This window comes from Ruegeria sp. CDSC081 (assembly GCF_059610485.1).
Map to the genome: position 1 here is coordinate 248,649 of NZ_JBXWNS010000002.1, position 19,402 is coordinate 268,050.

Annotated in this window: 15 protein-coding genes; 8 read left to right on the forward strand and 7 right to left on the reverse strand. The window is 56.9% G+C overall.

The features are described from left to right. Positions 1 to 230 precede the first annotated feature (230 nt). The gene (locus AC2FH9_RS04200) at positions 231 to 1,250 is read left to right on the forward strand and encodes a LacI family DNA-binding transcriptional regulator (protein WP_142637781.1); all 1,020 of its coding nucleotides are present in this window, start codon (positions 231 to 233) and stop codon (positions 1,248 to 1,250) included. A gap of 2 nt (positions 1,251 to 1,252) precedes the next feature. On the opposite strand, the gene AC2FH9_RS04205 is transcribed toward AC2FH9_RS04200, so the two are convergent. Both AC2FH9_RS04205 and AC2FH9_RS04210 read right to left on the reverse strand, forming a co-directional pair. Continuing rightward, complete coding sequence (locus tag AC2FH9_RS04205; RefSeq protein ID WP_271949993.1) at positions 1,253 to 2,224, reverse strand: LysR family transcriptional regulator; 972 nt, start codon at positions 2,222 to 2,224, stop codon at positions 1,253 to 1,255. Between the two features lie 88 nt (positions 2,225 to 2,312). Continuing rightward, positions 2,313 to 4,748 carry a GcvT family protein gene (locus tag AC2FH9_RS04210; RefSeq protein WP_496870907.1) on the reverse strand — a complete coding sequence of 812 codons (2,436 nt, stop codon included), beginning with the start codon at positions 4,746 to 4,748 and terminating at the stop codon, positions 2,313 to 2,315. A 184-nt stretch (positions 4,749 to 4,932) separates the two neighbouring features. Between AC2FH9_RS04210 and AC2FH9_RS04215 the strand changes: the two genes are divergently transcribed. After that, the gene (locus AC2FH9_RS04215) at positions 4,933 to 6,450 is read left to right on the forward strand and encodes a trimethylamine methyltransferase family protein (RefSeq protein WP_496870909.1); all 1,518 of its coding nucleotides are present in this window, start codon (positions 4,933 to 4,935) and stop codon (positions 6,448 to 6,450) included. Positions 6,451 to 6,510: 60 nt separating this feature from the next. Then, the gene (locus AC2FH9_RS04220) at positions 6,511 to 7,479 is read left to right on the forward strand and encodes an agmatinase (RefSeq protein ID WP_496702310.1); all 969 of its coding nucleotides are present in this window, start codon (positions 6,511 to 6,513) and stop codon (positions 7,477 to 7,479) included. Here AC2FH9_RS04220 and AC2FH9_RS04225 read toward each other — a convergent pair. The 5 genes from AC2FH9_RS04225 to AC2FH9_RS04245 form a co-directional block, all read right to left on the reverse strand. After that, entirely contained in the window at positions 7,476 to 8,450 is a 975-nt protein-coding gene (locus AC2FH9_RS04225; RefSeq protein WP_496870910.1) for an arginase family protein, read from the reverse strand. The genes AC2FH9_RS04220 and AC2FH9_RS04225 overlap by 4 nt on opposite strands. 51 nt (positions 8,451 to 8,501) lie before the next feature. Next, complete coding sequence (locus AC2FH9_RS04230) at positions 8,502 to 10,091, reverse strand: ABC transporter permease (RefSeq protein ID WP_496870912.1); 1,590 nt, start codon at positions 10,089 to 10,091, stop codon at positions 8,502 to 8,504. Continuing rightward, positions 10,084 to 11,121: a quaternary amine ABC transporter ATP-binding protein gene (locus AC2FH9_RS04235; protein ID WP_496870914.1), complete on the reverse strand. Its 1,038-nt coding sequence runs from the start codon at positions 11,119 to 11,121 to the stop codon at positions 10,084 to 10,086. Before AC2FH9_RS04235 ends, AC2FH9_RS04230 begins: the two co-directional genes overlap by 8 nt. A 77-nt stretch (positions 11,122 to 11,198) precedes the next feature. After that, positions 11,199 to 12,149, reverse strand: coding sequence for an ABC transporter substrate-binding protein (locus tag AC2FH9_RS04240; RefSeq protein WP_496705558.1), 951 nt, complete (start codon positions 12,147 to 12,149; stop codon positions 11,199 to 11,201). A gap of 340 nt (positions 12,150 to 12,489) precedes the next feature. Next, positions 12,490 to 13,377 (reverse strand): LysR family transcriptional regulator, encoded by an 888-nt coding sequence (locus AC2FH9_RS04245; RefSeq protein ID WP_142637763.1) that lies wholly within the window; start codon positions 13,375 to 13,377, stop codon positions 12,490 to 12,492. A 98-nt stretch (positions 13,378 to 13,475) separates the two neighbouring features. Here AC2FH9_RS04245 and AC2FH9_RS04250 point away from each other — a divergent pair, with 98 nt between their 5' ends. The 5 genes from AC2FH9_RS04250 to AC2FH9_RS04270 are packed head-to-tail and all read left to right on the forward strand — an operon-like array spanning position 13,476 to position 19,237. Continuing rightward, positions 13,476 to 14,918 carry an aldehyde dehydrogenase family protein gene (locus AC2FH9_RS04250; protein WP_496692979.1) on the forward strand — a complete coding sequence of 481 codons (1,443 nt, stop codon included), beginning with the start codon at positions 13,476 to 13,478 and terminating at the stop codon, positions 14,916 to 14,918. Further along, positions 14,918 to 15,892 (forward strand): membrane dipeptidase, encoded by a 975-nt coding sequence (locus AC2FH9_RS04255; protein WP_496749292.1) that lies wholly within the window; start codon positions 14,918 to 14,920, stop codon positions 15,890 to 15,892. Before AC2FH9_RS04250 ends, AC2FH9_RS04255 begins: the two co-directional genes overlap by 1 nt. Before the next feature lie 4 nt (positions 15,893 to 15,896). Continuing rightward, complete coding sequence (locus AC2FH9_RS04260; protein ID WP_496749293.1) at positions 15,897 to 17,585, forward strand: hypothetical protein; 1,689 nt, start codon at positions 15,897 to 15,899, stop codon at positions 17,583 to 17,585. Then, positions 17,582 to 18,211 (forward strand): DUF3726 domain-containing protein, encoded by a 630-nt coding sequence (locus tag AC2FH9_RS04265; RefSeq protein ID WP_496870917.1) that lies wholly within the window; start codon positions 17,582 to 17,584, stop codon positions 18,209 to 18,211. The genes AC2FH9_RS04260 and AC2FH9_RS04265 overlap by 4 nt, the downstream gene beginning before the upstream one ends. Before the next feature lie 12 nt (positions 18,212 to 18,223). Then, positions 18,224 to 19,237 carry an Ldh family oxidoreductase gene (locus tag AC2FH9_RS04270; RefSeq protein ID WP_496870918.1) on the forward strand — a complete coding sequence of 338 codons (1,014 nt, stop codon included), beginning with the start codon at positions 18,224 to 18,226 and terminating at the stop codon, positions 19,235 to 19,237. Positions 19,238 to 19,402 lie beyond the last annotated feature (165 nt).

A 19,402-nucleotide genomic window follows, 5' to 3' on the forward strand; every position in this document is an offset into this window, starting at 1 on the left:
AACGCTAGACCAGGTGGCTCATCCCTTCAAGTAAAAATATTTTATACTTGAAGTTTCTATATTCTGAATAACCACCCACAAAATCGCGACGGGTTGGTATTTTCCTGAGCCAAGCCAGCATCGGTTTGCCTGCGACAAAGCAATCAATCTCTGTAAGCGGTTACATTTCGCTTTCACCTGAACGGCGCAGAGCTTACACATATTTGCAAAATCAAATTTCAGGTTTGACAATGCCAAAGGCAAAAACTGCACCGACCCTGGAGGATGTTGCGAAACTCGCGGGCGTATCGACCGCCACGGTTTCACGTTGCCTCAATTCTCCGAGCCTGGTGGTGCAGGCTACGCGTGATCGGGTTCAGTCTGCCGTTGACGCTTTGGGATACACGCCAAATTTTGCCGCACGTGTTATGGCTGCCAGACGATCGCACACCATCGGCGCCATCATTCCCACCATGGAAAACGCGATCTTTGCGCGTGGACTTCAGGCCTTTCAGGAAGAGCTGCGCCAGCATGGCTATACCCTGCTTGTCTCTAGTTCGGCCTATCAGCCTGAGATCGAAGAAGAGCAGATACGCAACCTGGTCGCACGGGGGGCGGATGGGTTGCTGCTGATCGGGCATGATCGAGACTCGCGGATCTATGACTATCTCGCAAAGCGCAGGATTCCGGTTCTGATAGCGTGGTCGTTTCAGGCAGACGCACCAGTCCCTTCGGTCGGATTTGACAACCGTGCGGCCATGGCTGAACTGGCAAATCAAGTGATCAAGCTGGGTCACCGAACCCTGGGTATGATTTCTGGTGTCAGCACCGGAAACGACCGTGCCCGACTGAGGATCGAAGGGGTGCAAGAAGCAATGCGCCGCAACAACATCCCAAATGACCGGCTGACGATCGTAGAAACGCCATATGAAATCGAAAACGGGGCAGAGGCGTTTTCCCGTCTGATGTCTCGGCAAGATCGACCAACAGCGGTGCTGTGCGGGAACGATGTTCTGGCTATCGGTGCGTCGCGCCGGGCCAAGGAGATGGGGCTTAGAGTTCCTCAGGACGTCTCCGTCACAGGGTTCGACGATATCGAACTGGCGCAGATCACCGATCCAGGCTTGACGACCGTGCATGTCCCACATCGGGAAATGGGTCGACGGGCTGCGCTGGAACTGGTTGGATTGATCGAAAAGCCCACCGAAAGTTGCAATGTACAGTTGCGAACCAATTTGGTCGAACGCCAATCGCTGGGGCGCCCCGGCTGACTTCAGGCGGCCTCGTTCTCCATGGTGCGAAACTCACCTTTCAACCAGGCGTGACTTGCGCACATCGGGTCGGTAAAATGTTGACGAATAAGCTTTCCCATCGCTCTCTGGATTAGCTTCGAAGTGGTCTCGGGGTATACGTCGGTCGTGAATAAAGACACTGTTCTTACAAAGTTTCGGCCGGGAAATGGCACCACCCGAACTTGGTCGTGAAATCTGTGGGCCCTATGAAAACTTGCGGCCGTGGTGATGGTCCAACCGGTGCCTTCAGCGACCAATCCTATGATCGACTGATTGCATTCCAGTTCGAACCTGTTGGGCAGATCAAATTTACCTCGCCTGAGCTGTATCTCAATTTGCTTGCCGATCACGTAATCACGCGAATAGCGCAGCAACGGCAGTTCTGCGTTTGATGAAAACATCTCCTCGGGCATGCCACTGAACGCTCCGGGCAAAACAACGATAAAAGGGTCGCGCATCAACGGGTATTCGATCAGGCCCTCGGTCCGTTCGAACGGTCGGGTCGCCACCCCTGCATCCAGCTTGTGTTCCTGTAACTTGGCAATGATCTCATGGCTGGGGCGTGTGAAATGCCGAAAACTGCAGCGCGGCAAAGCATGCGCAAGAAACCGAAACAAGTCTGGCGAGATTTGATTGTCGAAATCATCAATCAGTGCCAGCCTCAAATCCGTCGCATGGCGCCAGTTACCCGACCGGATCTCCGCCTCGGCCTTTTTCAAAACGATCAGCCCATCGCGGACATGGCGCGCATAGACTTCACCGGCAGGTGTCAGACCCATTGGACGACGCCCGTGATCCACCAAATCAATGCCCAATGCGGTCTCAAGGCTTCGTAGGTGATTGGAAACTGTGCTGATAGACAAACCGGTTTCCGATGCGACCTGTTGGATCGATCCTGACTTTGCGACCAACTGAAAAACTTCCAGCCAGCGGAGGCTTAGCGACTTTGGCACATTTACAGTCCGTTGTTTCGATTACATCAAAACTAGCGAAACAAAGAACGCCCCTCATTGCAATGAGGAACTTGCAAACCGTTCTGCGTCAAGCCCGGAGCCTGCTATGGTCCGGGTCATAGGGCGAAGGTGCGATCACCGTTGCGTTGACCCGTATTCCACAGTGATCCAACTCTATCTTGCACCCGATTTCTGCAAGTTGCGGATCGACAAATCCATGGGCAAGATTGAAGCCGGTGCGGTGCCCCCACTCGCCCGAGGTGATTGTCCCGACAACCGTGTCACCCAGCATCAGCGAAGCCCCGGCATGGGCAGATCCCTGTTCGCTTTCCAACCGGAGCGGCACGAGTTTTCTCCGCGGCCCATCAGCATCACGGTTCAGCAGGGCATCGCGCCCGATGAAGTCGCCCTTTTCCAACCTCACAAACCGACTCAGACCTGTTTCAAAAGGATCAAACTCGGTGATCAAATCAGCCTTCCAGTGCAGGAACGTTTTTTCCATCCGCATGGAGTCGATCGCCCGAGCGCCAAACAACTTGAGGCCGAAGCGCTCTCCAGCCCGCCGCAGCGCCAGATATGCGCTATAAAGCGAAGGGTTGGGAACATGGATTTCATATGCAAGTTCGCCAGAAAAACTTACCGCCATCACCGTTGCCGGAGCGAAGCCAACAAAGCACTCCCTGACGCTCAGCCATGGAAAAACTGCCGGGGACCAATCACCGCGCGCGCTGGACGCCAGCACATCACGTGATTTCGGGCCGGCAAGGATCAGAATGGTGTAGTCGTTGGTCAGACTGCGTAAATGCACGTCTTCATCAGGGTAGCGGTTATGCTTTAGCCAATCCATATCGTGGAATTCACTTGCCGCCGCCGAGCCATACCAGACCCGGGCAGGGCCGCGATCGCTGGCGGGCAGGTTCGCCACAGTCGCTTCGGCTTTGACCATCCCGTGATGGTTCAAAAGATAGCCCAGCCCAACCCTGCCGTCGCGGCGCGTGACAGCACCGCAAAACAGACGATCCAGAAAGGCATGCCGATCCGCGCCGGTAATCTCGATACGGTTGAAACCATTCACCTCGGACAACCCGACATTGGACTGAACATTTGCCACCTCGGCCCCGACCAGATCATAGGTTTCGTCAAAATCGAAACTGAGGGTCGGTTCAAAGCTGGGGTCAGGCTTGATGTAATCCACCCTTTCCCATCCATTGACGACAGTGAATTCGGCGCCCTCGGCCGCCAGAACCGGGGTCAAAGCAGTGGTCTTAGCAGGCCTCCCCGCGGGGCGGTGTTCATGCGGGAGATGAAAGCGAAATTCGTTTTGATAATCCTCAATCGCCTTCAGTGCCGTCAGTTCGACATTCGCATGGTCGGTGAACCTGCGCGGGTCCAGACACCAGGTGTCATAACACGCCTCTCCATGCACAATCTGCTGGGCCAACAGCCAACCATGGCCACCGCCCTCACCCAATCCAGCCCGCAGGCCGATAATACAGAAGGCGTTGCGCTTGCCCGGGATCGGCCCGACAAGTGGTGCACCATCAATCGTATAGGTTATCGGCCCGTTGACGACCGTGTGAATCCCGGCCTCTAACAGCGCAGGCATCCGAGCAAAAGCGCCTTCCAGTACGTCCGACACGCGGTCCAGATCGTCCGGGCAAAGCGCATTTACAAAATTTGGATCGATCCCGTCCATGCCCCAGGTCTTGCAGTCCTGTTCATAGAACCCCAGCAAGAGGCCGTTCTTTTCTTGTCGACAGTAGAAATCGCTGATCGGACATCGCAGCAAAGGCATTCGGTGGCCGGCATCGCGGATTGCAGGAATTTCTTCCGTCAGAAAATACTGATGCTCCATCGAGGCCACGGGGTGGTGCACTCCCATCAAGGCGCCCACTTCGTTCACACGATATCCGCAGGCATTCACCACGATGTCACAGTCGATATCACCGTGTTCGGTCTGTACCGTCCAGGTGTCATCCTTGTGCTGGATCAACCCGACAACCGGGGTATTCCGGTACACTTCGGCCCCGGCCAAACGTGCAGCCCGGGCCAACGCCTGACACAGCTGAGCCGGATCAATATCCCCGTCCAAAGGATCCCACAGCCCGCCAATTAGGTTTTCGGTCGAGATCAGAGGGTGCCGCCGAGCGCATTCTTCGGCATCAATAACCTCGAAATGGACATCCATCCCCCGGGCCATCGAAGCGAAATGACGGTATCCCTGCATTTGTGCTTGGGTGTTCGCCAACCTGATTCCGCCGTCACCATGGTGGTAATTGATGGGATAGTCGGGATTCGCAGACAGGTTTTGGTACAGTTTGATCGAATGGGATTTCAGTCCAACCATGGTCTGGTTTGTTCCAAAATTCGTCACCTGCGCGGCTGAATGCCAGGTGGTACCAGAGGTCAACTCGTTTCGTTCGACCAGGACGACATCTGCCCATCCTTCTTGCGTCAGGTGATACAGAGTTGAGCACCCTGCGATCCCGCCACCAATTACCACTACTTTTGTCCGCGACTTCATTGGCTTTGCTCCTCTGAACCCCAATAGGTTTTGCTGAAAACGGGTCTTCGCAACAGCTTACGAATGGCTTGTGCTGAAAAATCGAAACTACGATTGAGGATTCTGAAAGGCGCATTTCCCTTTTGCAGAGACCCCGCATCGCCCTTTACGGTTCCGGGAATTCTGACATGAAAAGGATTGGGCGTTGTCAAAGGGCAGTAAAAGAAGCGGTCGAAATGCGCGTCTTGCGCAACGCGCAGCAGAGCCCGCCATAGATCCGTGCCCCCCCGGGCAAGCCGGTGGTCGCTTTCAACCTTTGACACAGTCCGAAGTCAAACAAATATACAATACCGCCTTAAGGCTTCTGGAAACTCTGGGCATGGGCGAAGTCCCGGACAGGCTGGCCAACGACCTGCGGTCAGCCGGTGCACAAACCGGACAGCAAGGGCGGCTGCTATTTCCTCGAAACTTGGTTGAAGACGCTATTGGGTCCGCTGCCAAGACTTTCTCCTTTCATGGCCGGGACGAAGCGCGCTCGATCGAAGTGGGCGGAAATCGTGTGTTCTTTGGCACCGGCGGTGCGGCGGTGCAGACGCTGGATCTGGAGAGCGGCCACTATCGCCCATCCACGCTGGCCGATCTGCATGATTTCACGCGGCTTCAGGATACGCTGGCCAATGTCAGCTGGTTTACGCGCTGCTGTGTCGCGACTGATCTGCCAGATGTTTTCGATCTGGACGTGAACACAGTTTACGCTCTGGTTCGCAATACCACCAAACCGATTGCCACGTCGTTTACCCTTGCCGAACATGTGGCCCCGATCGTCGAAATGCTCGACATCGTTGCAGGCGGGCCGGGTGAGTTCGCTAAGCGGCCGTTTCTGAAAGCCCACATAAGTCCGGTGATTTCACCACTGCGTTATGGCGAAGATGCGGTGGACGTTGTCTATGAATGTATCGCCCATAATATCCCGATGTCCTGCATTACCGCTGCACAGGCAGGCGCCACCGCCCCTGCAACACTTGCCGGGTTTCTGGCGCAATCTTTGGCCGAGACACTGGCCAGCCTTGTTATGGTCAATGCGATCAAACCCGGCTTTCCGATGGTGTTTTCCAACTGGCCTTTCATCGTCGATTTGCGCACCGGTTCTTTCGCAGGCGGCAGCGGTGAGACCGCCATCCTGAACGCGGCGTCGGCGCAGATCACCAACGCGCTGGGGCTGCCTTCGGGTGTGGCCGCCTCGATGACTGATGCGAAAGCTGTCGACGCACAGTACGGGGCCGAGAAAGGAATGACCTCGCTGGCTGCAGCGCTGGCCGGGGGCAATCTGATCTACGAAAGCTCGGGCATGACCGCTTCGTTGCTGGGCGTCAGTTTCGAAGGGTTCGTCCTTGACGACGAAATGCACTCTCACACCTATCGCGCTTTGCGCGGCATCGAAGTGACCGACGAAAACCTGGGATTCGACGCCATTTGTCATGCGGTATTGGGCGACGGTCATTTTCTGGGAAGCGCCCACACCTATGCTGCGATGGAACGGGACTACTTCTATCCAGCGCTGGCTGACCGGAACGAACCCCGAACATGGCAAACCGAAGGGGCCGCCGATGCGTGGACGGTTGCCCGCCGGCACGCAAAGGACATCCTGGCACGACATCATCCGCAATACCTGACCGAAGAACAGGACACTGAAATCCGCAGACGGTTTCGCATTCTGTATTAGACTTACGTCGACCGACTCTAGCCAGTAGGCTTGCAGCACATACACTCAGATGAGGCCCTCATGACAAATCCCTTCTTTCAGCCGGTCTCGGCAATGGAGCTTGCGCGTTTCGCTGGTGTCCCCACGTTCATGCGCCTTCCCGAACTGACCCCCAAGGACGACCGGATCAACGAAGTTGATATTGGGATCATCGGGATCCCGTGGGATGGCGGCACCACAAACCGCCCAGGCGCGCGGCATGGGCCTCGGCAGTTGCGCGACTATTCGACCATGATCCGCGCAATGAACCCGGTCACCGGTGTAGCCCCTTTTACTATGGTGAATTGCGCCGATCTGGGTGATGTCGCGCCGAACCCGGTGGACATCGAAGACACCATGAACCGAGTCACGTCTTTCTATGACGATCTGACCGAACGGGGCATAACGCCGCTAACCGCGGGCGGCGACCACCTGACCACCCTGCCCGTCTTGCGTGCTCTGGCCAAGTCGGAGCCGTTAGGCCTTATTCAATTCGACAGCCACACCGACCTGTTCGACAGCTATTTCGGTGGCTACAAATACACCCATGGCACACCGTTTCGTCGTGCCGTTGAAGAGGGCCTTGTGGACCCCAAGCGCTTTGTCCAAGTCGGCATACGCGGGACGGCCTATAACACAGACGATATCGATTGGGCCGAGGCACAGGGCATCCGCATCATCCGCATCGAAGAACTGTTCGACCGCGGCATTGACGATGTCATGGCCGAGGTGCGGGAGATCGTCGGAACAGGTCAGACCTATTGCACCTATGACATCGACTTTGTGGACCCCACCTATGCCCCCGGCACTGGCACGCCGGAAATTGGCGGGCCAAACAGCTTTCAGGCGCAGCAGGTGATCCGCCAGTTAAGCGGTGTCAATTTGGTTGGTGCTGATCTGGTTGAGGTCGCGCCCCCCTTCGATGCCGCTGGGGGCACGGCCTGGCTGGGCATCTCACTGATGTTCGAGCTACTGTGTGTTCTGGCACAGGCCGTAGACGCCCGCCGCTAACCGGTGTTTTCGGCAATCATCGAGATCATCTCGAACATCACCGCCGCCGCGGTCAGGGCGGTGATATTGTTGGGGCTGTCCTTAGTGGGCATCATGCAAACAACGTCACCGCCGACAATGTTCAAGCCGCGCGCGGCACGCAGGATACCAACGGCTTCGTCAATGTCGAACCCCTTTTCGCCCGGCTCCAGATTGGACACCGCCGGAGCGATTGTCGGGTCAAGGCAATCCAGATCGAAGGTGATATAGACCGGGCGGTCACCTAGAACCTCTTTGGTCTGCGCCACTACATCTGCAAGCCCGCGCTGACGAAATTCGCGCATGGTGACGATGTTGTACCCATAGTCGTAAGAAGGCTGCAACCAGTCCAGGCTGCGCGGATGGCCTCGCAGGCCGATCTGCATCGAACGGGTAGGATCAACCTGCCCCTGATCGGCCAGATAAGCCCCCCAATGGGCTGCCGACTTCTTTGCCCCCAAAAAGTGATCGACCTTTGTAAACACATCCGTATGGGCATCCAGATGCAGAAAACTGATCGGCTCTCCTCCGGCCAGCTTCCCACATCCCAGCGCCTGTACGATCCCGCCGGTAATGGAATGGTCACCGCCAACGGATACCGGGCGCGCACCTGCCGCATCTATGTCCTTGTAAAAGGCGGTAATGCGTTCGATGCAGTCTTCGTTGTCGTTGGCGCGCGGAAAGGGTACATCGCCGACATCGGCAATCTTGGCGCGGCTCCAGGGGTCGATCTCAAAAACCGAATGGACCCTGCGCTGTACCGCCGAGACATTCCGCAAGGCGCGCGGGCCCAGATGCTGATCCCTTTCGGTTGTCCCGTTTCCGGTCGAATGCGGCACACCGACAAGTGCAATATCCTGCCCCTCGGGTCCGATATTGGGACAGCGAAACATCGTCGGTATGCCCCACCAGTACAAATTGTCCATCATGGACTGCTCATAGCGGTCGACCATTTCATCCTCCGGTAAAAAAATGCCCCCGGCCTGGGCCGAGGGCACAGAAGTTCAGATTCTTTCGTCTTCTCGCCGGAATGCACCCTGAACAATACGGTCCATGACCATAGCAAGGAACAAAATGGCAAAGCCGCCCAACAGGCCGGGCCCCTTGGCTGCGTATTGCAACGCCTCAAGGATTTCCTTGCCCAGCCCTCCGCCACCGATCAGCGAAATGATCACCACCATCGATAGGCACATCAGGATGGTCTGGTTCACCCCGGTCATGATCGACGGCAAGGCCAGAGGTATCTCGACATCCTTCAGCAACTGCCATTTCGAAGCCCCAAAGGCCACAGCAGCCTCTTTGATACTGTCGGGCACCCCGCGCATGCCCAGCGCGGTCAGTCGGATGACCGGCGGCATGCCAAAGATGATCGTGGCCAGAATGCCGGGCGGGTTGCCGGTGCCAAAGAAGGCGATAATCGGGATCAGATAGACGAAGGCCGGCAAAGTCTGCATCAAGTCCAGCACGGGCTCTGCCGCGCGGTAGGCACGCCTGGACTTGCCAAACCAAATGCCCAGTGGAATGCCAAAAACAACGCATAACAGCACCGCCGCACCGACCAGCGCCACGGTTTCCATCGCCACATCCCAATATCCCAGCAAGGCGATATAGGCCAATGAAGACGCCGTGAAGATCGCCACTCGGGGGCCTGCAGCCCGCCAAGCCGTCACACATATCACCAACATCACAACCGGCCAAGGCGACCCGATCAGCGCAATGGTCAGGGCATCCAGAACCGACCGAACCCCAGCGACGATCCCATCGAATACGTCCCCGCCAGCAAGAGCGGCCGCATCTATCTGCGCCTCCATCCAACTTGCAAGGTTTGAAAACAGGGTCCCGCCGCCCTCACCCAATATCAGTGCGGACACTTCTTTTTCGGGGAATGCATCCAACATGGCCATCGACGCATTGACCGTGAATTTGTAGACAATCAACGGCCCAATCGCCGCAACAAGAACAGCCCCCAGCACCATATTTCGCCTGGACTGACCACTTTCGGTACTGTCCGGATCGGTCCGCCATTTTGAATACTGTTTTTCATAGACGCGGTCGGCATAGAAGCCCTGTGCCAGTTTGAAGACCAGCAGCATCAGCAATCCGGTGATCATGATGCTCAGCGCTTCAGACTGCGCGGCCGCGGCTTTTCCAAAGCTGGTATCGGCGGCTTTCTGGATGTTCTCTGCCAGCTTGGTAAAGCGGTCGATATCGGCCTTTTCTGTCGCGTCAGCCGCCCGGGCCAACAGCTCGTCTGCGCGCGCTTGCTGACGTTCGGCACGTTCCGCCATATCAGCACCCGGGTTGCCCCAGGCACCGCGCCCGATCTGTACCCAGGCGATGATTTCAAGGATCAGGAAGGTCCAGAACATCCCCCAGATGGCTCGTGATGCTGACCACAAAGGCCCCAGAACCGCGGCCCAGAGATTGAACGTATTCGGAACCGCGCTAGTTGCATCATGGATCTTGTGAAACGCCTTGACGTAATAGTCCCCGTTCGGACCAGCAAACTCGTGAATGGACCGATCCAGTGCCTCATGGTCGACCTCGATATCCGAGGCGGCGGTGACTTTCACTTCGGTGGTTACATCAGTCATTTTTGCCCCCCTGAATTCCGCGCAACAGGCGCGGTTTGGTCACGACGCCCACGTCCTGTCCTGCATCGGTGATGATCACCGGCAGGTCCGTGTTGACGGCAAGGTCGATCAACTGATCCAGATCGGCCCCCTCATCCGCGCGCGGCGCGCCGTCGGTCGGGCCGGAATAGCTGTCCAGTGGCTCCATGATTGAATGCGCCTTGACAAGTTTCAGTTTGGATATGCCCTGAACAAACTCGCGCACATAGTCATCGGCCGGATTCATCACGATGTCTTCCGGTGTGCCGATCTGAACGATGACACCATCTTTCATGATCGCAATCCGGTGGCCTATGCGGATAGCTTCGTCCAGATCATGGGTAATGAACAATGTGGTCTTCTGCAACTGGGCGACCAGCGCTTTGAACTGGTCCTGCAACTGCAGCCTGATCAGCGGATCGAGCGCAGAAAAAGGCTCGTCCATTAACAGGATTTCCGGATCAGAGGCCAGCGCGCGGGCAATTCCAACACGCTGCTGCATCCCGCCCGACAATTCTTTGGGCAGGCGATCTTCGTACCCGGTCAGGTCCACCAAACCCAGCGCATGGTCCGAGACGGCCCAGCGCTTGGATTTGGACACTTTTCGAATTTCCAAAGGATAGGCCACATTGTCTCTGACAGATCGGTGCGGCATCAGCGCCATATGCTGGAAAACCATCCCGATCTGCTGCGCGCGGATACGGCGCAGTTCGGCCTCGGATATTTTGGATACGTCGTGGCCCAGAATTTCGATCTTGCCTGAGGTCGGCTCGATCAAGCGGTTCACGTGGCGCACCAGCGTTGATTTCCCGGATCCCGAAAGACCCATAATGCAGAAGATTTCGCCGCGCGGGACTTCGAAAGACGCACCCTGTACGCCGACAACACAATTATACCTTTCAAGAACTTCAGGCTTTCCAATCCCTTCATCCCGTACTGCGGTCATGGCCTCCTCTGCCCGCGCACCGAAAATCTTCCAGACATCTGTCAGTTTAACGACTGTTTCGGTCATACTTGCCCCTTCAATGCAAAACAGGCCGCCAGGCATTCCCGGCGGCCTATCTGTAATTCAGTTCCGAGCGTTACCGATCACTCTGACATCCAGTTCAGAACCGCATCTTCGTTCGCACCGACCCATTCTTCGGCATATGCGAGCGGCTCTTTGCCATCTATGACAAGCGCATAAGTCATGGCCGAGACAGCGGCAGTATCCAGTTTCATGTTGGACAACAGCCGAGCAACCTCGGGGTACTCATCCTCAAGAGATTTGGCATAGTGAAGGTGCAGATAGGCCAAATCCCAGGCGACACCTGCTTCGGATTTCTCCAGCCAATCCGGATCATCCGTGGGCTGCAGGACATTCCATTTTGCCGCGTCATAGGCTGGCTCTTCCAGGATCTGAAGATCATGCAGTTCAAACACGTAATGCGGCGTATAGCAGAAACCCACCCAAGGCTCACCCGCTTTGATCGCGTTATCAAGGTTCGCATAGGCGACGGTTTCGTCTATCTCGGTCAGTTCCATGACTTGGTCATAGCCATATGATTTGGCCCGGATTTTCTCGACATTGGTCGACGCCCAGCCGGGGGCACCGATCCATACTTCGCCCTGCCCGTCGCCATTGCTGTCGAACAGTGCCGCGATGTCAGGATTGGTCAGGTCGTCAATGGACCGGATATCATTGGCATCAGCGGTCGCCTTGTCGACACACATTCCCTGAAATGCCTCAACGCCATTGGAATTGAAGGTAACTGTACCCTTTTCGGTTACATAGGTGTCATGCAGGTTCTGCTGGTTCGGCATCCACACTTCGGGGTGTACGTGCATGGCGCCGGAATCCATCGCCTCGAACACGATCGGGTTGGTGCCATTCTGAAGCTCGACCTCTAGCCCCAGATTTTGTTCGATCGCAACCTTTAGAATGTGCGCTGTTGCATTTACCGATGGCCAGTTCGGCACACCGATCACAATGTCAGCAGCAAAAGCAGGCACAGCGACCATCATCGACGCGCCTCCCAGTAACATATTGAGTTTGTTCATATTATTTCTCCGTGTTGGACGTTCGAGGCGCTGTTCTTCTTACCCTAGGGGCAGCGGTGAGCCTGTCAAACGATATCGGGATGAGGTTCCATCCCCCTTTTCAGCCAATACCCGGGCGCGCCGGTGTGACATGAAAATTCAAACATGCCGACATATAGCCCATCAAGAGCAAGATGCCACAAATCGATTTATGCGGCTTTCTCGCAGGTTAGTTTCGGTTTATTCTGATCTTGATCGATATGACGCCTGAAACAGGTACAGCCGATTCTTGAGTGGGCTTGTCTGCCAGTAATATCTTCTACGCGGCGCCATCTCAGACGAGGGCAAAGGTTTTATCCAGTCAGTCCTCAGATCCCAGTACAAGATCCTGCTTCAGGATGAAGTCCCCAAACGCGTCCGTCAGCGTTTGAAAGCGCGAGCGTTGCGAGACATAAAGATACACCTGCCTTTGATCTTCGAGATCAGCGATAGGACGGAAGACGATAGCCTCAGGGAGAGACCGTGCAACGGTTTGCGGCAAAACCGTCACCCATTCCTCGGTGCGCACCAATGCGATCAGTGAATGGGTGTTCTGAATGGTCACACCGGCCTTCGAAATCGCCGCGTGAAACCGCGGGGACTGAACCAGATCGCACAGAGCATTGCGTATGAAGGGAACCGAAGCCACCTGTTCGATGGTTGGCATCTCCGATTGCTGTGCCAGCGGGTGAGCAGCCGTGCAAACCACCCCAAACCTGTCTTCGAACAATGGCGTGGCTGTGACCCCGTTTAGCGCAAGATACCCGGATGCAATACCGATATCCGCTTTTCCTTGCACAACCGCGTCCAGTACCTGCTGTGTATCGGTATCGCGGAGCTCGATCCTGATATCGGGGAAATGGCTATTCATGTGACTCAGCACCTTGGGAAAGGCAAGAGCCGCCACCGACGGCACAGACACGATCCGCAACAGGCCGTACTCTGCGCTGGCTATTGCCTCGATATCCTGAACTGTTTGATCGAACTGTCTGACCTGCTTCAAAGCCAAATCATGAACCTGCCGACCCACTTCTGACAGTCGATTTTTGCGCTCTCCCTCGAACAGCTTCTTACCCAGGTGCTCCTCAAGCTGCTTCAGCGTCATTGACACCGCCGATTGCGTTCGCCCAAGACGGTCGGCGGCCTCGGTCAGATTACCAGTCTGCACAACCGTGCAAAAACTGCGCAGTGTTTCAATCTTGATCGCCATACTTCAATTTTTCTGCAATTTGTTTCATTTAATTGAGTTTGACTGATGTTCGCCAAAAAATCCATCCTAGGTCAAATGAAATCGCACTGGGGCGTAACGTGACACAACTGAATCTGATTGCTGGCGAATGGCTGGCAGGTGAGTCTGAAATCGAAAACCGCAATCCTTCGGACCTGAGCGATCTGGTCGGCATGTTTGCACAGGCCAGCGCTGACCAGCTTGAGGCGACGCTGGATCAAGCCCGTGTCGCACAGGCTGAATGGGCCGCCTATGGCATCGAACGGAAGCAAGCTGTTCTGAACGCTATCGGCAATGAAATGATGGCCCGGGCCGAAGAACTGGGTACGCTCTTAGCGCGCGAAGAAGGCAAGCCTCTGGCCGAAGGCAAAGGCGAAGTGTTCCGCGCCGGGCAGTTCTTTACCTACTACGCAGCTGAATGCCTGCGTCAAATCGGTGAGAACGCGGATTCCGTGCGCCCCGATATCGAAGTAGACGTTCGCCGCGAAGCTGTCGGCGTTGTCGCCATCATCAGCCCATGGAACTTCCCTACCGCGACTGCCTCGTGGAAGATTGCTCCGGCGCTGTGCTATGGCAACGCGGTTGTGTGGAAACCCGCCAACATCACCCCGGCATCCGCTGTTGCACTGACCGAAATCATCGAACGTCAGGACATCCCCAAAGGTCTGTTCAGTCTGGTCATGGGTTCGGGGCGCAGCATCGGGCAACGCCTGGTCGAAAGCCCCAAGGTCAATGCAATTTCCTTTACCGGGTCAGTCCCGGTCGGCAAGGGTATCGCAGCAGCCGCCATCCAGAACCTGACCAAAGTTCAGATGGAAATGGGATCAAAAAACGCGCTGGCTGTGATGGACGATGCCGATCTGGATCTGGCCGTTACTCTGGCATTGGGAGGAGCGTTTGGCGGCACCGGACAGAAATGCACGGCGTCTTCGCGCCTTGTCGTGCATGCGGGTATCCATGACGCGTTTGTCGAAAAGCTGGTGGCCGGTGCGCAAGCGATGAAGGTCGGCCACGCGCTGGAGGAAGGCGTGCAGATGGGTCCCGTCGTCAGCCAACAGCAGCTGAGCGAAAACCTGGCCTATGTTGATCTGGGCAAATCCGAAGGGGCCGAGCTGGCCTGTGGCGGAACCCGGCTGGAGATGCCTCATGACGGGTTCTACATGTCGCCGGGCGTGTTTCTGAACACCAACAACGACATGCGCATCAACCGCGAAGAAATGTTCGCACCCCTGACCAGTGTCATCAAGGTTGGCAGCTATGACGAAGCGCTGAGCGTCGTCAACGACACCAACTTTGGCCTGACCTCGGGCATCGTGACCAAATCGCTGGCCCGCGCCACGCATTTCCGTCGCAATGCGCGCACTGGTGTTGTAACTGTGAACCTGCCCACTGCAGGCACCGACTACCACGTGCCTTTTGGCGGCCGCGGCGACAGCTCTTACGGGCCGCGCGAACAGGGTAAGGCTGCGGCCGAGTTCTATACCACGGTCAAAACCGCCTATATCAGCGCGGGCCCCGTGTGATGCGGATCGACGGGCTACAATATGCCAACTGGTCGGAAAAGATTTTCCGCCAACTGCGTGACGGGGGCGTGGACGCGATCCACGTCACCATCTCGTACCACGAGAACTTTCGCGAAACGGTTCTGAATTTCGAGAAATGGAACCGCTGGTTCGAACAATACCCGGACCTGATCATGAAAGGGCGCTGGGCCAGCGATATCGATACGGCTCGTAAAACGGGCCGGACGGCTGTGTTCTTTGGCTTTCAGAACCCCTCGCCCATCGAAGACGATATCGGGCTAGTCGAAATCCTGCACGATCTTGGCGCCCGTTTCATGCAGCTGACCTATAACAACCAGTCCTTGCTGGCGACCGGCTGTTATGAGGCCGAAGACACAGGCATCACCCGTATGGGCAAGCAGGTGATCAAAGAGATGAACCGTGTAGGTCTTGTAGTGGACATGAGCCATTCGGCGGACCGTTCCACCATCGAGGCCGCAGAATGGTCCGAGCGTCCCATAGCCATCACTCACGCGAACCCGTATGATTGGTCGCCCGCGCTGCGTAACAAGCGTGACGATGTCATTCGTGCAGTGACGGAAAATGGCGGGATGCTTGGCTTTTCGGTTTATCCCCACCATCTGAAAGATAAATCCGACTGCACGCTGGACAGTTTTTGCGAGATGATCGCACGCGCCGCCGACAAATACGGCGCGCAGCATCTGGGGATCGGCACAGACCTGTGTCAGGATCAACCCGACAGCATTGTGGAATGGATGCGGGTTGGCCGCTGGACCAAGGAAATCGACTATGGCGAGGGATCCGCTTCGGCACCAGGCTTTCCGCCCATGCCGGGCTGGTTTCAGGACAACCGAGATTTTGGGAACATCGAACAAGGGTTACGCGCGACCGGCCTGAACGATGACGAAGTGGCCGGGATCATGGGCAGGAACTGGTATCAGTTCTTTGCCGAGAACTTCGTCCCACAAGGGTAACACTATGAATACACGCGTGCAGACTGAAAATGTCAGACGTGATCCCGCGATGGTCATGCGGCTGTCGCGGCTGGGCTCGCTGCATCAATGCCGTCTCAGCTTCATGCGGCAACTGACCCGCCGTATGGCGCAGGAAAACTGGAGTTTTTCCCGCCCTGCGTTCGAGATTGACGAACACGGCGTTGGCCATGCGGTCTATACCGCGCAAGGCCCTGATCACGCATATTCTCTTGTGGCGTTTGCCCATGATCTGCCGCCCGAAAAACGCTCGGACCGGGTCATCGCCGAGGCCTGGGATGCCACCTTCGCGCTATTTGACGGCATTCCGACGGCGGATGATATTCACCGCCTGTCGCAAAACGTACCAGTGCAAGAGGCCGGTCGCGTCAGCGAGTCAGAACTGTCATTGTCGCGCGCCAACCGGTCAGTCCGCCTGTGGGCACATGTGGTCGACCGTCTGGCCGCTGGTCAACAACCCGATCTGGAACAGATTTATCAGGTTGGCTACCTGATGCGGACAACCGCCGTGTATGGTTCCGGCAAGTTTGGGGCTGCAGATCGCGAGAAAACAGCCAGTCGCCCCGAGGTCAACGGCCCGTTCCAGACCGAGATGTTGTCGGTCTACCTGACCCGGACCTTTGTGCGCGATCTGGTGCAGCATATGGCCCAAGTGAAGGGCGGCGATCAAACCGCGCAGTTAGATCCTCAGATCGCCAGTTGGCTCGGCATTGGCAATTCCACAGGTCTGGGCATGGCACCGTTCATCGTCAACCATCCGATCTTGTTCAACAACTGGATCATGGCGCGAGAGGAAGCCATCGCCCGCGTACGGTCGCTCTTGACCGCCTCGGAAGATGAGGCCCGTCAATTCCGTGGCATCTATGATCGTAGCAAACTCTCAATGTCCTGGTGGCAGTCTGAGCATCCGGTCCAGCGCGATAAGCTGGCGGCGCTCAACAACGATCTGCAGGCAATCTCTGGGTATCTGGACAGGGATGATCTGACGCAGAACCAACCCTGGGATCGGTTGATCCTGTGGTCGCAATCCGCGCTGAGCGAGGAGGGCCAGGAACTGCTCGCCTCGCTTATCCTTGAGCCCTATAGCGAATTGGTCGATGGGCTGAGCTGTTGTATGGCCGACAGCAATTCAAGTGCCCATGTGATTGATGGATCAATGTCGGTAGGCGCTGCGCGCGATCTGATCAGTAACAGTTTTGGCTGGGCCTTGGATCTGGATTGGAACGCAGCGGAAAACTGTGCGCGGGCCTGGTATGTCTCCGAGGAGAAGCTGGAGCCGCGACTGGGTGAGCGCTTTGAGGAACCGATAGCCGGTTACGAACAGCCCCTTGCCCCGGCCCGTGACGCCGCGATGGCGTATAAAGCGCTTGCCGAATGGGATACTCGCTCCTCCGTTGCAGAGTTTCTGCTGCGCCATCCTGAACATCGCCACACCCTGCGCCGCGCTCAAATGAGCCGAGTAGCCCCCTATGGTGAAATCCACGACAATACGATCAGCGCCACTGTCCTGCCTATCGACATGCTGCGGGCCAAGCTGTCGTTTTTTGGGGCAACGCATTTTGACCCCCGGTCGGACCGCTGGGTGCGGATCTGCATGTATTCCGGCGCACCATATCCTGATGAGCTAACGCCGGAAAATGCCGATCTGTGGGTTTATCCGGAGTTGCCGCAATGATCTATTCACTGAACGAGATCGAAGCCACCTCTAAACGCGCTGCCCGAGGGGCAGGGTATGCCTGGGGTCTGGCAGAAGAGGCCGCCAAAGCCACACGCTGGTTGTGCGGGCATGGGCTGGACGGGACGGCAGAGCTGGCCCACCTGCTGGATTTGGGTTTGGCTGCGGCGCCGGCAGATCACAGACCAGATGCGATGCAGGGCCCATGGCAGGGCAAGGGCGCTTTGTGCCCTCTGGCCGCTGGCACCTTGCTGTCGGATTGTGCCGAACAGCTGCGCGCCGGACCGGTTGAGATGGCCAACATTGCAATCCCTGCCCTGTTACTGCCCTTTGCTGCTTATGCGGCACGTGAACTCAAGGGCTGTGTGGTGCTTGATTGTGATGGGCATCTGGCGGCATGTGATGGGTATTCCGTGTCGACCCCAGATACCTTACCCGCCCAGGCGCGTAGGGTGGTGGTTTCGCTGGGGGAACAGCGCACAGGCCCCCGCCCACATCAGACCCGCGCCGCCCCAACTGATCAGGCTTGGGCAACGCTGAATCGCTTTGCCCACCGCACCTATGCTCCCGCAACCGAGGAATCCCGCCTGCTGGGTGCAGGGGCCGGGCTTTCTGACAATGACTGATGAGGTACTGATTTGACCGAGACCCGGACCCTTACACTGAACGAAATCGAAGACCTGTCGTTTCGCGCGCTTGTTGCTGCGGGGACTTCACCGGAAAACGCCCGCCCGCTGGCGGTTGCGACCGCGGCAACCGAGGCGGACGGCGTGGCAAGCCATGGGCTGGCCTATATCCCGATCTATTGTGAGCATGTCCAATGTGGCAAGGTCGACGGGCTTGCCAAACCGGTCATGACACGGCCCAAGCCAGGTGTGGTTACCGTAGATGCCGCAACCGGATTTGCCCATTCAGCCATCGATCTCGGGTATGAGACGCTGATCACCGCTGCGCGCGAACAGGGCGTTGCCGTGCTGAGCATCTGCAACAGCTACAACTGCGGCGTGCTGGGCTATCACACCTATCGTCTGGCACAGGCCGGGCTGGTCGGGCTTGGTTTTACCAACGCGCCAGCCTCGATCGCGCCATCGGGTGGCGCAAAGCCGGTTGTAGGGACCAACCCCTTTTCCGTTGCCGTACCCGGTACAGATGGGCAACCCGCCCTGCTGATCGATCAAAGCGCCAGCACAATCGCCAAGAGCGAGGTCATGAAACATGCCAGAGAAGGAAAGTCGATCCCCGTTGGGTGGGCATTGGACGCCGAGGGCAACCCGACCACTGATCCCAATGTGGGCCTCAAGGGCTCCATGGCACCTTCTGGTGGGTACAAGGGCGTCGGTGTGGCCCTTCTGACCGAAGTTATGGCGGCCGCTCTTACAGGGGCCACTCTGGGCATCAACGCCTCGCCCTTTTCCGGAACCGCTGGCGGTCCGCCCAAGACCGGACAGTTTTTCATTGCGATCGACCCTGTGGCGACATCGTCGTCGGGTGGCTTTGCTCAGGGCATCGAGGAACTCGTCGGTGCCATTCGATCGCAAGACGATGCACATTTGCCTGGCGATGGCCGACGCGCAAAACGCGTCGCCTCGGCCACACAAGGCGTGGCTGTAAATATTGCGACCCTTGAAAAGATCGAGACCATCTTGGGATAAGCCGGTTTTCTTAGCCCGCAATCAGATTCTTTCTGGTTCGGGCACCCTTACCCAAACCTTCTGACCCAGCACCGAATTTCAGAACGGCTTCCAGGCCTTTAGCCAAAATTCGACCCGGACGCAGCAGGCTCATTTTTCGTATTTCATGCTTTAGGGCAGAAAAAC

What these genes read in the sequence shown, in the direction of transcription:
- AC2FH9_RS04200 (WP_142637781.1), top strand. Translation starts at nt 231, where the DNA reads ATGCCAAAGGCAAAAACTGCACCGACCCTGGAGGATGTTGCGAAACTC.
- AC2FH9_RS04210 (WP_496870907.1), bottom strand. Translation starts at nt 4,748, where the DNA reads ATGAAGTCGCGGACAAAAGTAGTGGTAATTGGTGGCGGGATCGCAGGG.
- AC2FH9_RS04220 (WP_496702310.1), top strand. Translation starts at nt 6,511, where the DNA reads ATGACAAATCCCTTCTTTCAGCCGGTCTCGGCAATGGAGCTTGCGCGT.
- AC2FH9_RS04225 (WP_496870910.1), bottom strand. Translation starts at nt 8,450, where the DNA reads ATGGTCGACCGCTATGAGCAGTCCATGATGGACAATTTGTACTGGTGG.
- AC2FH9_RS04230 (WP_496870912.1), bottom strand. Translation starts at nt 10,091, where the DNA reads ATGACTGATGTAACCACCGAAGTGAAAGTCACCGCCGCCTCGGATATC.
- AC2FH9_RS04235 (WP_496870914.1), bottom strand. Translation starts at nt 11,121, where the DNA reads ATGACCGAAACAGTCGTTAAACTGACAGATGTCTGGAAGATTTTCGGT.
- AC2FH9_RS04240 (WP_496705558.1), bottom strand. Translation starts at nt 12,149, where the DNA reads ATGAACAAACTCAATATGTTACTGGGAGGCGCGTCGATGATGGTCGCT.
- AC2FH9_RS04245 (WP_142637763.1), bottom strand. Translation starts at nt 13,377, where the DNA reads ATGGCGATCAAGATTGAAACACTGCGCAGTTTTTGCACGGTTGTGCAG.
- AC2FH9_RS04255 (WP_496749292.1), top strand. Translation starts at nt 14,918, where the DNA reads ATGCGGATCGACGGGCTACAATATGCCAACTGGTCGGAAAAGATTTTC.
- AC2FH9_RS04260 (WP_496749293.1), top strand. Translation starts at nt 15,897, where the DNA reads ATGAATACACGCGTGCAGACTGAAAATGTCAGACGTGATCCCGCGATG.
- AC2FH9_RS04265 (WP_496870917.1), top strand. Translation starts at nt 17,582, where the DNA reads ATGATCTATTCACTGAACGAGATCGAAGCCACCTCTAAACGCGCTGCC.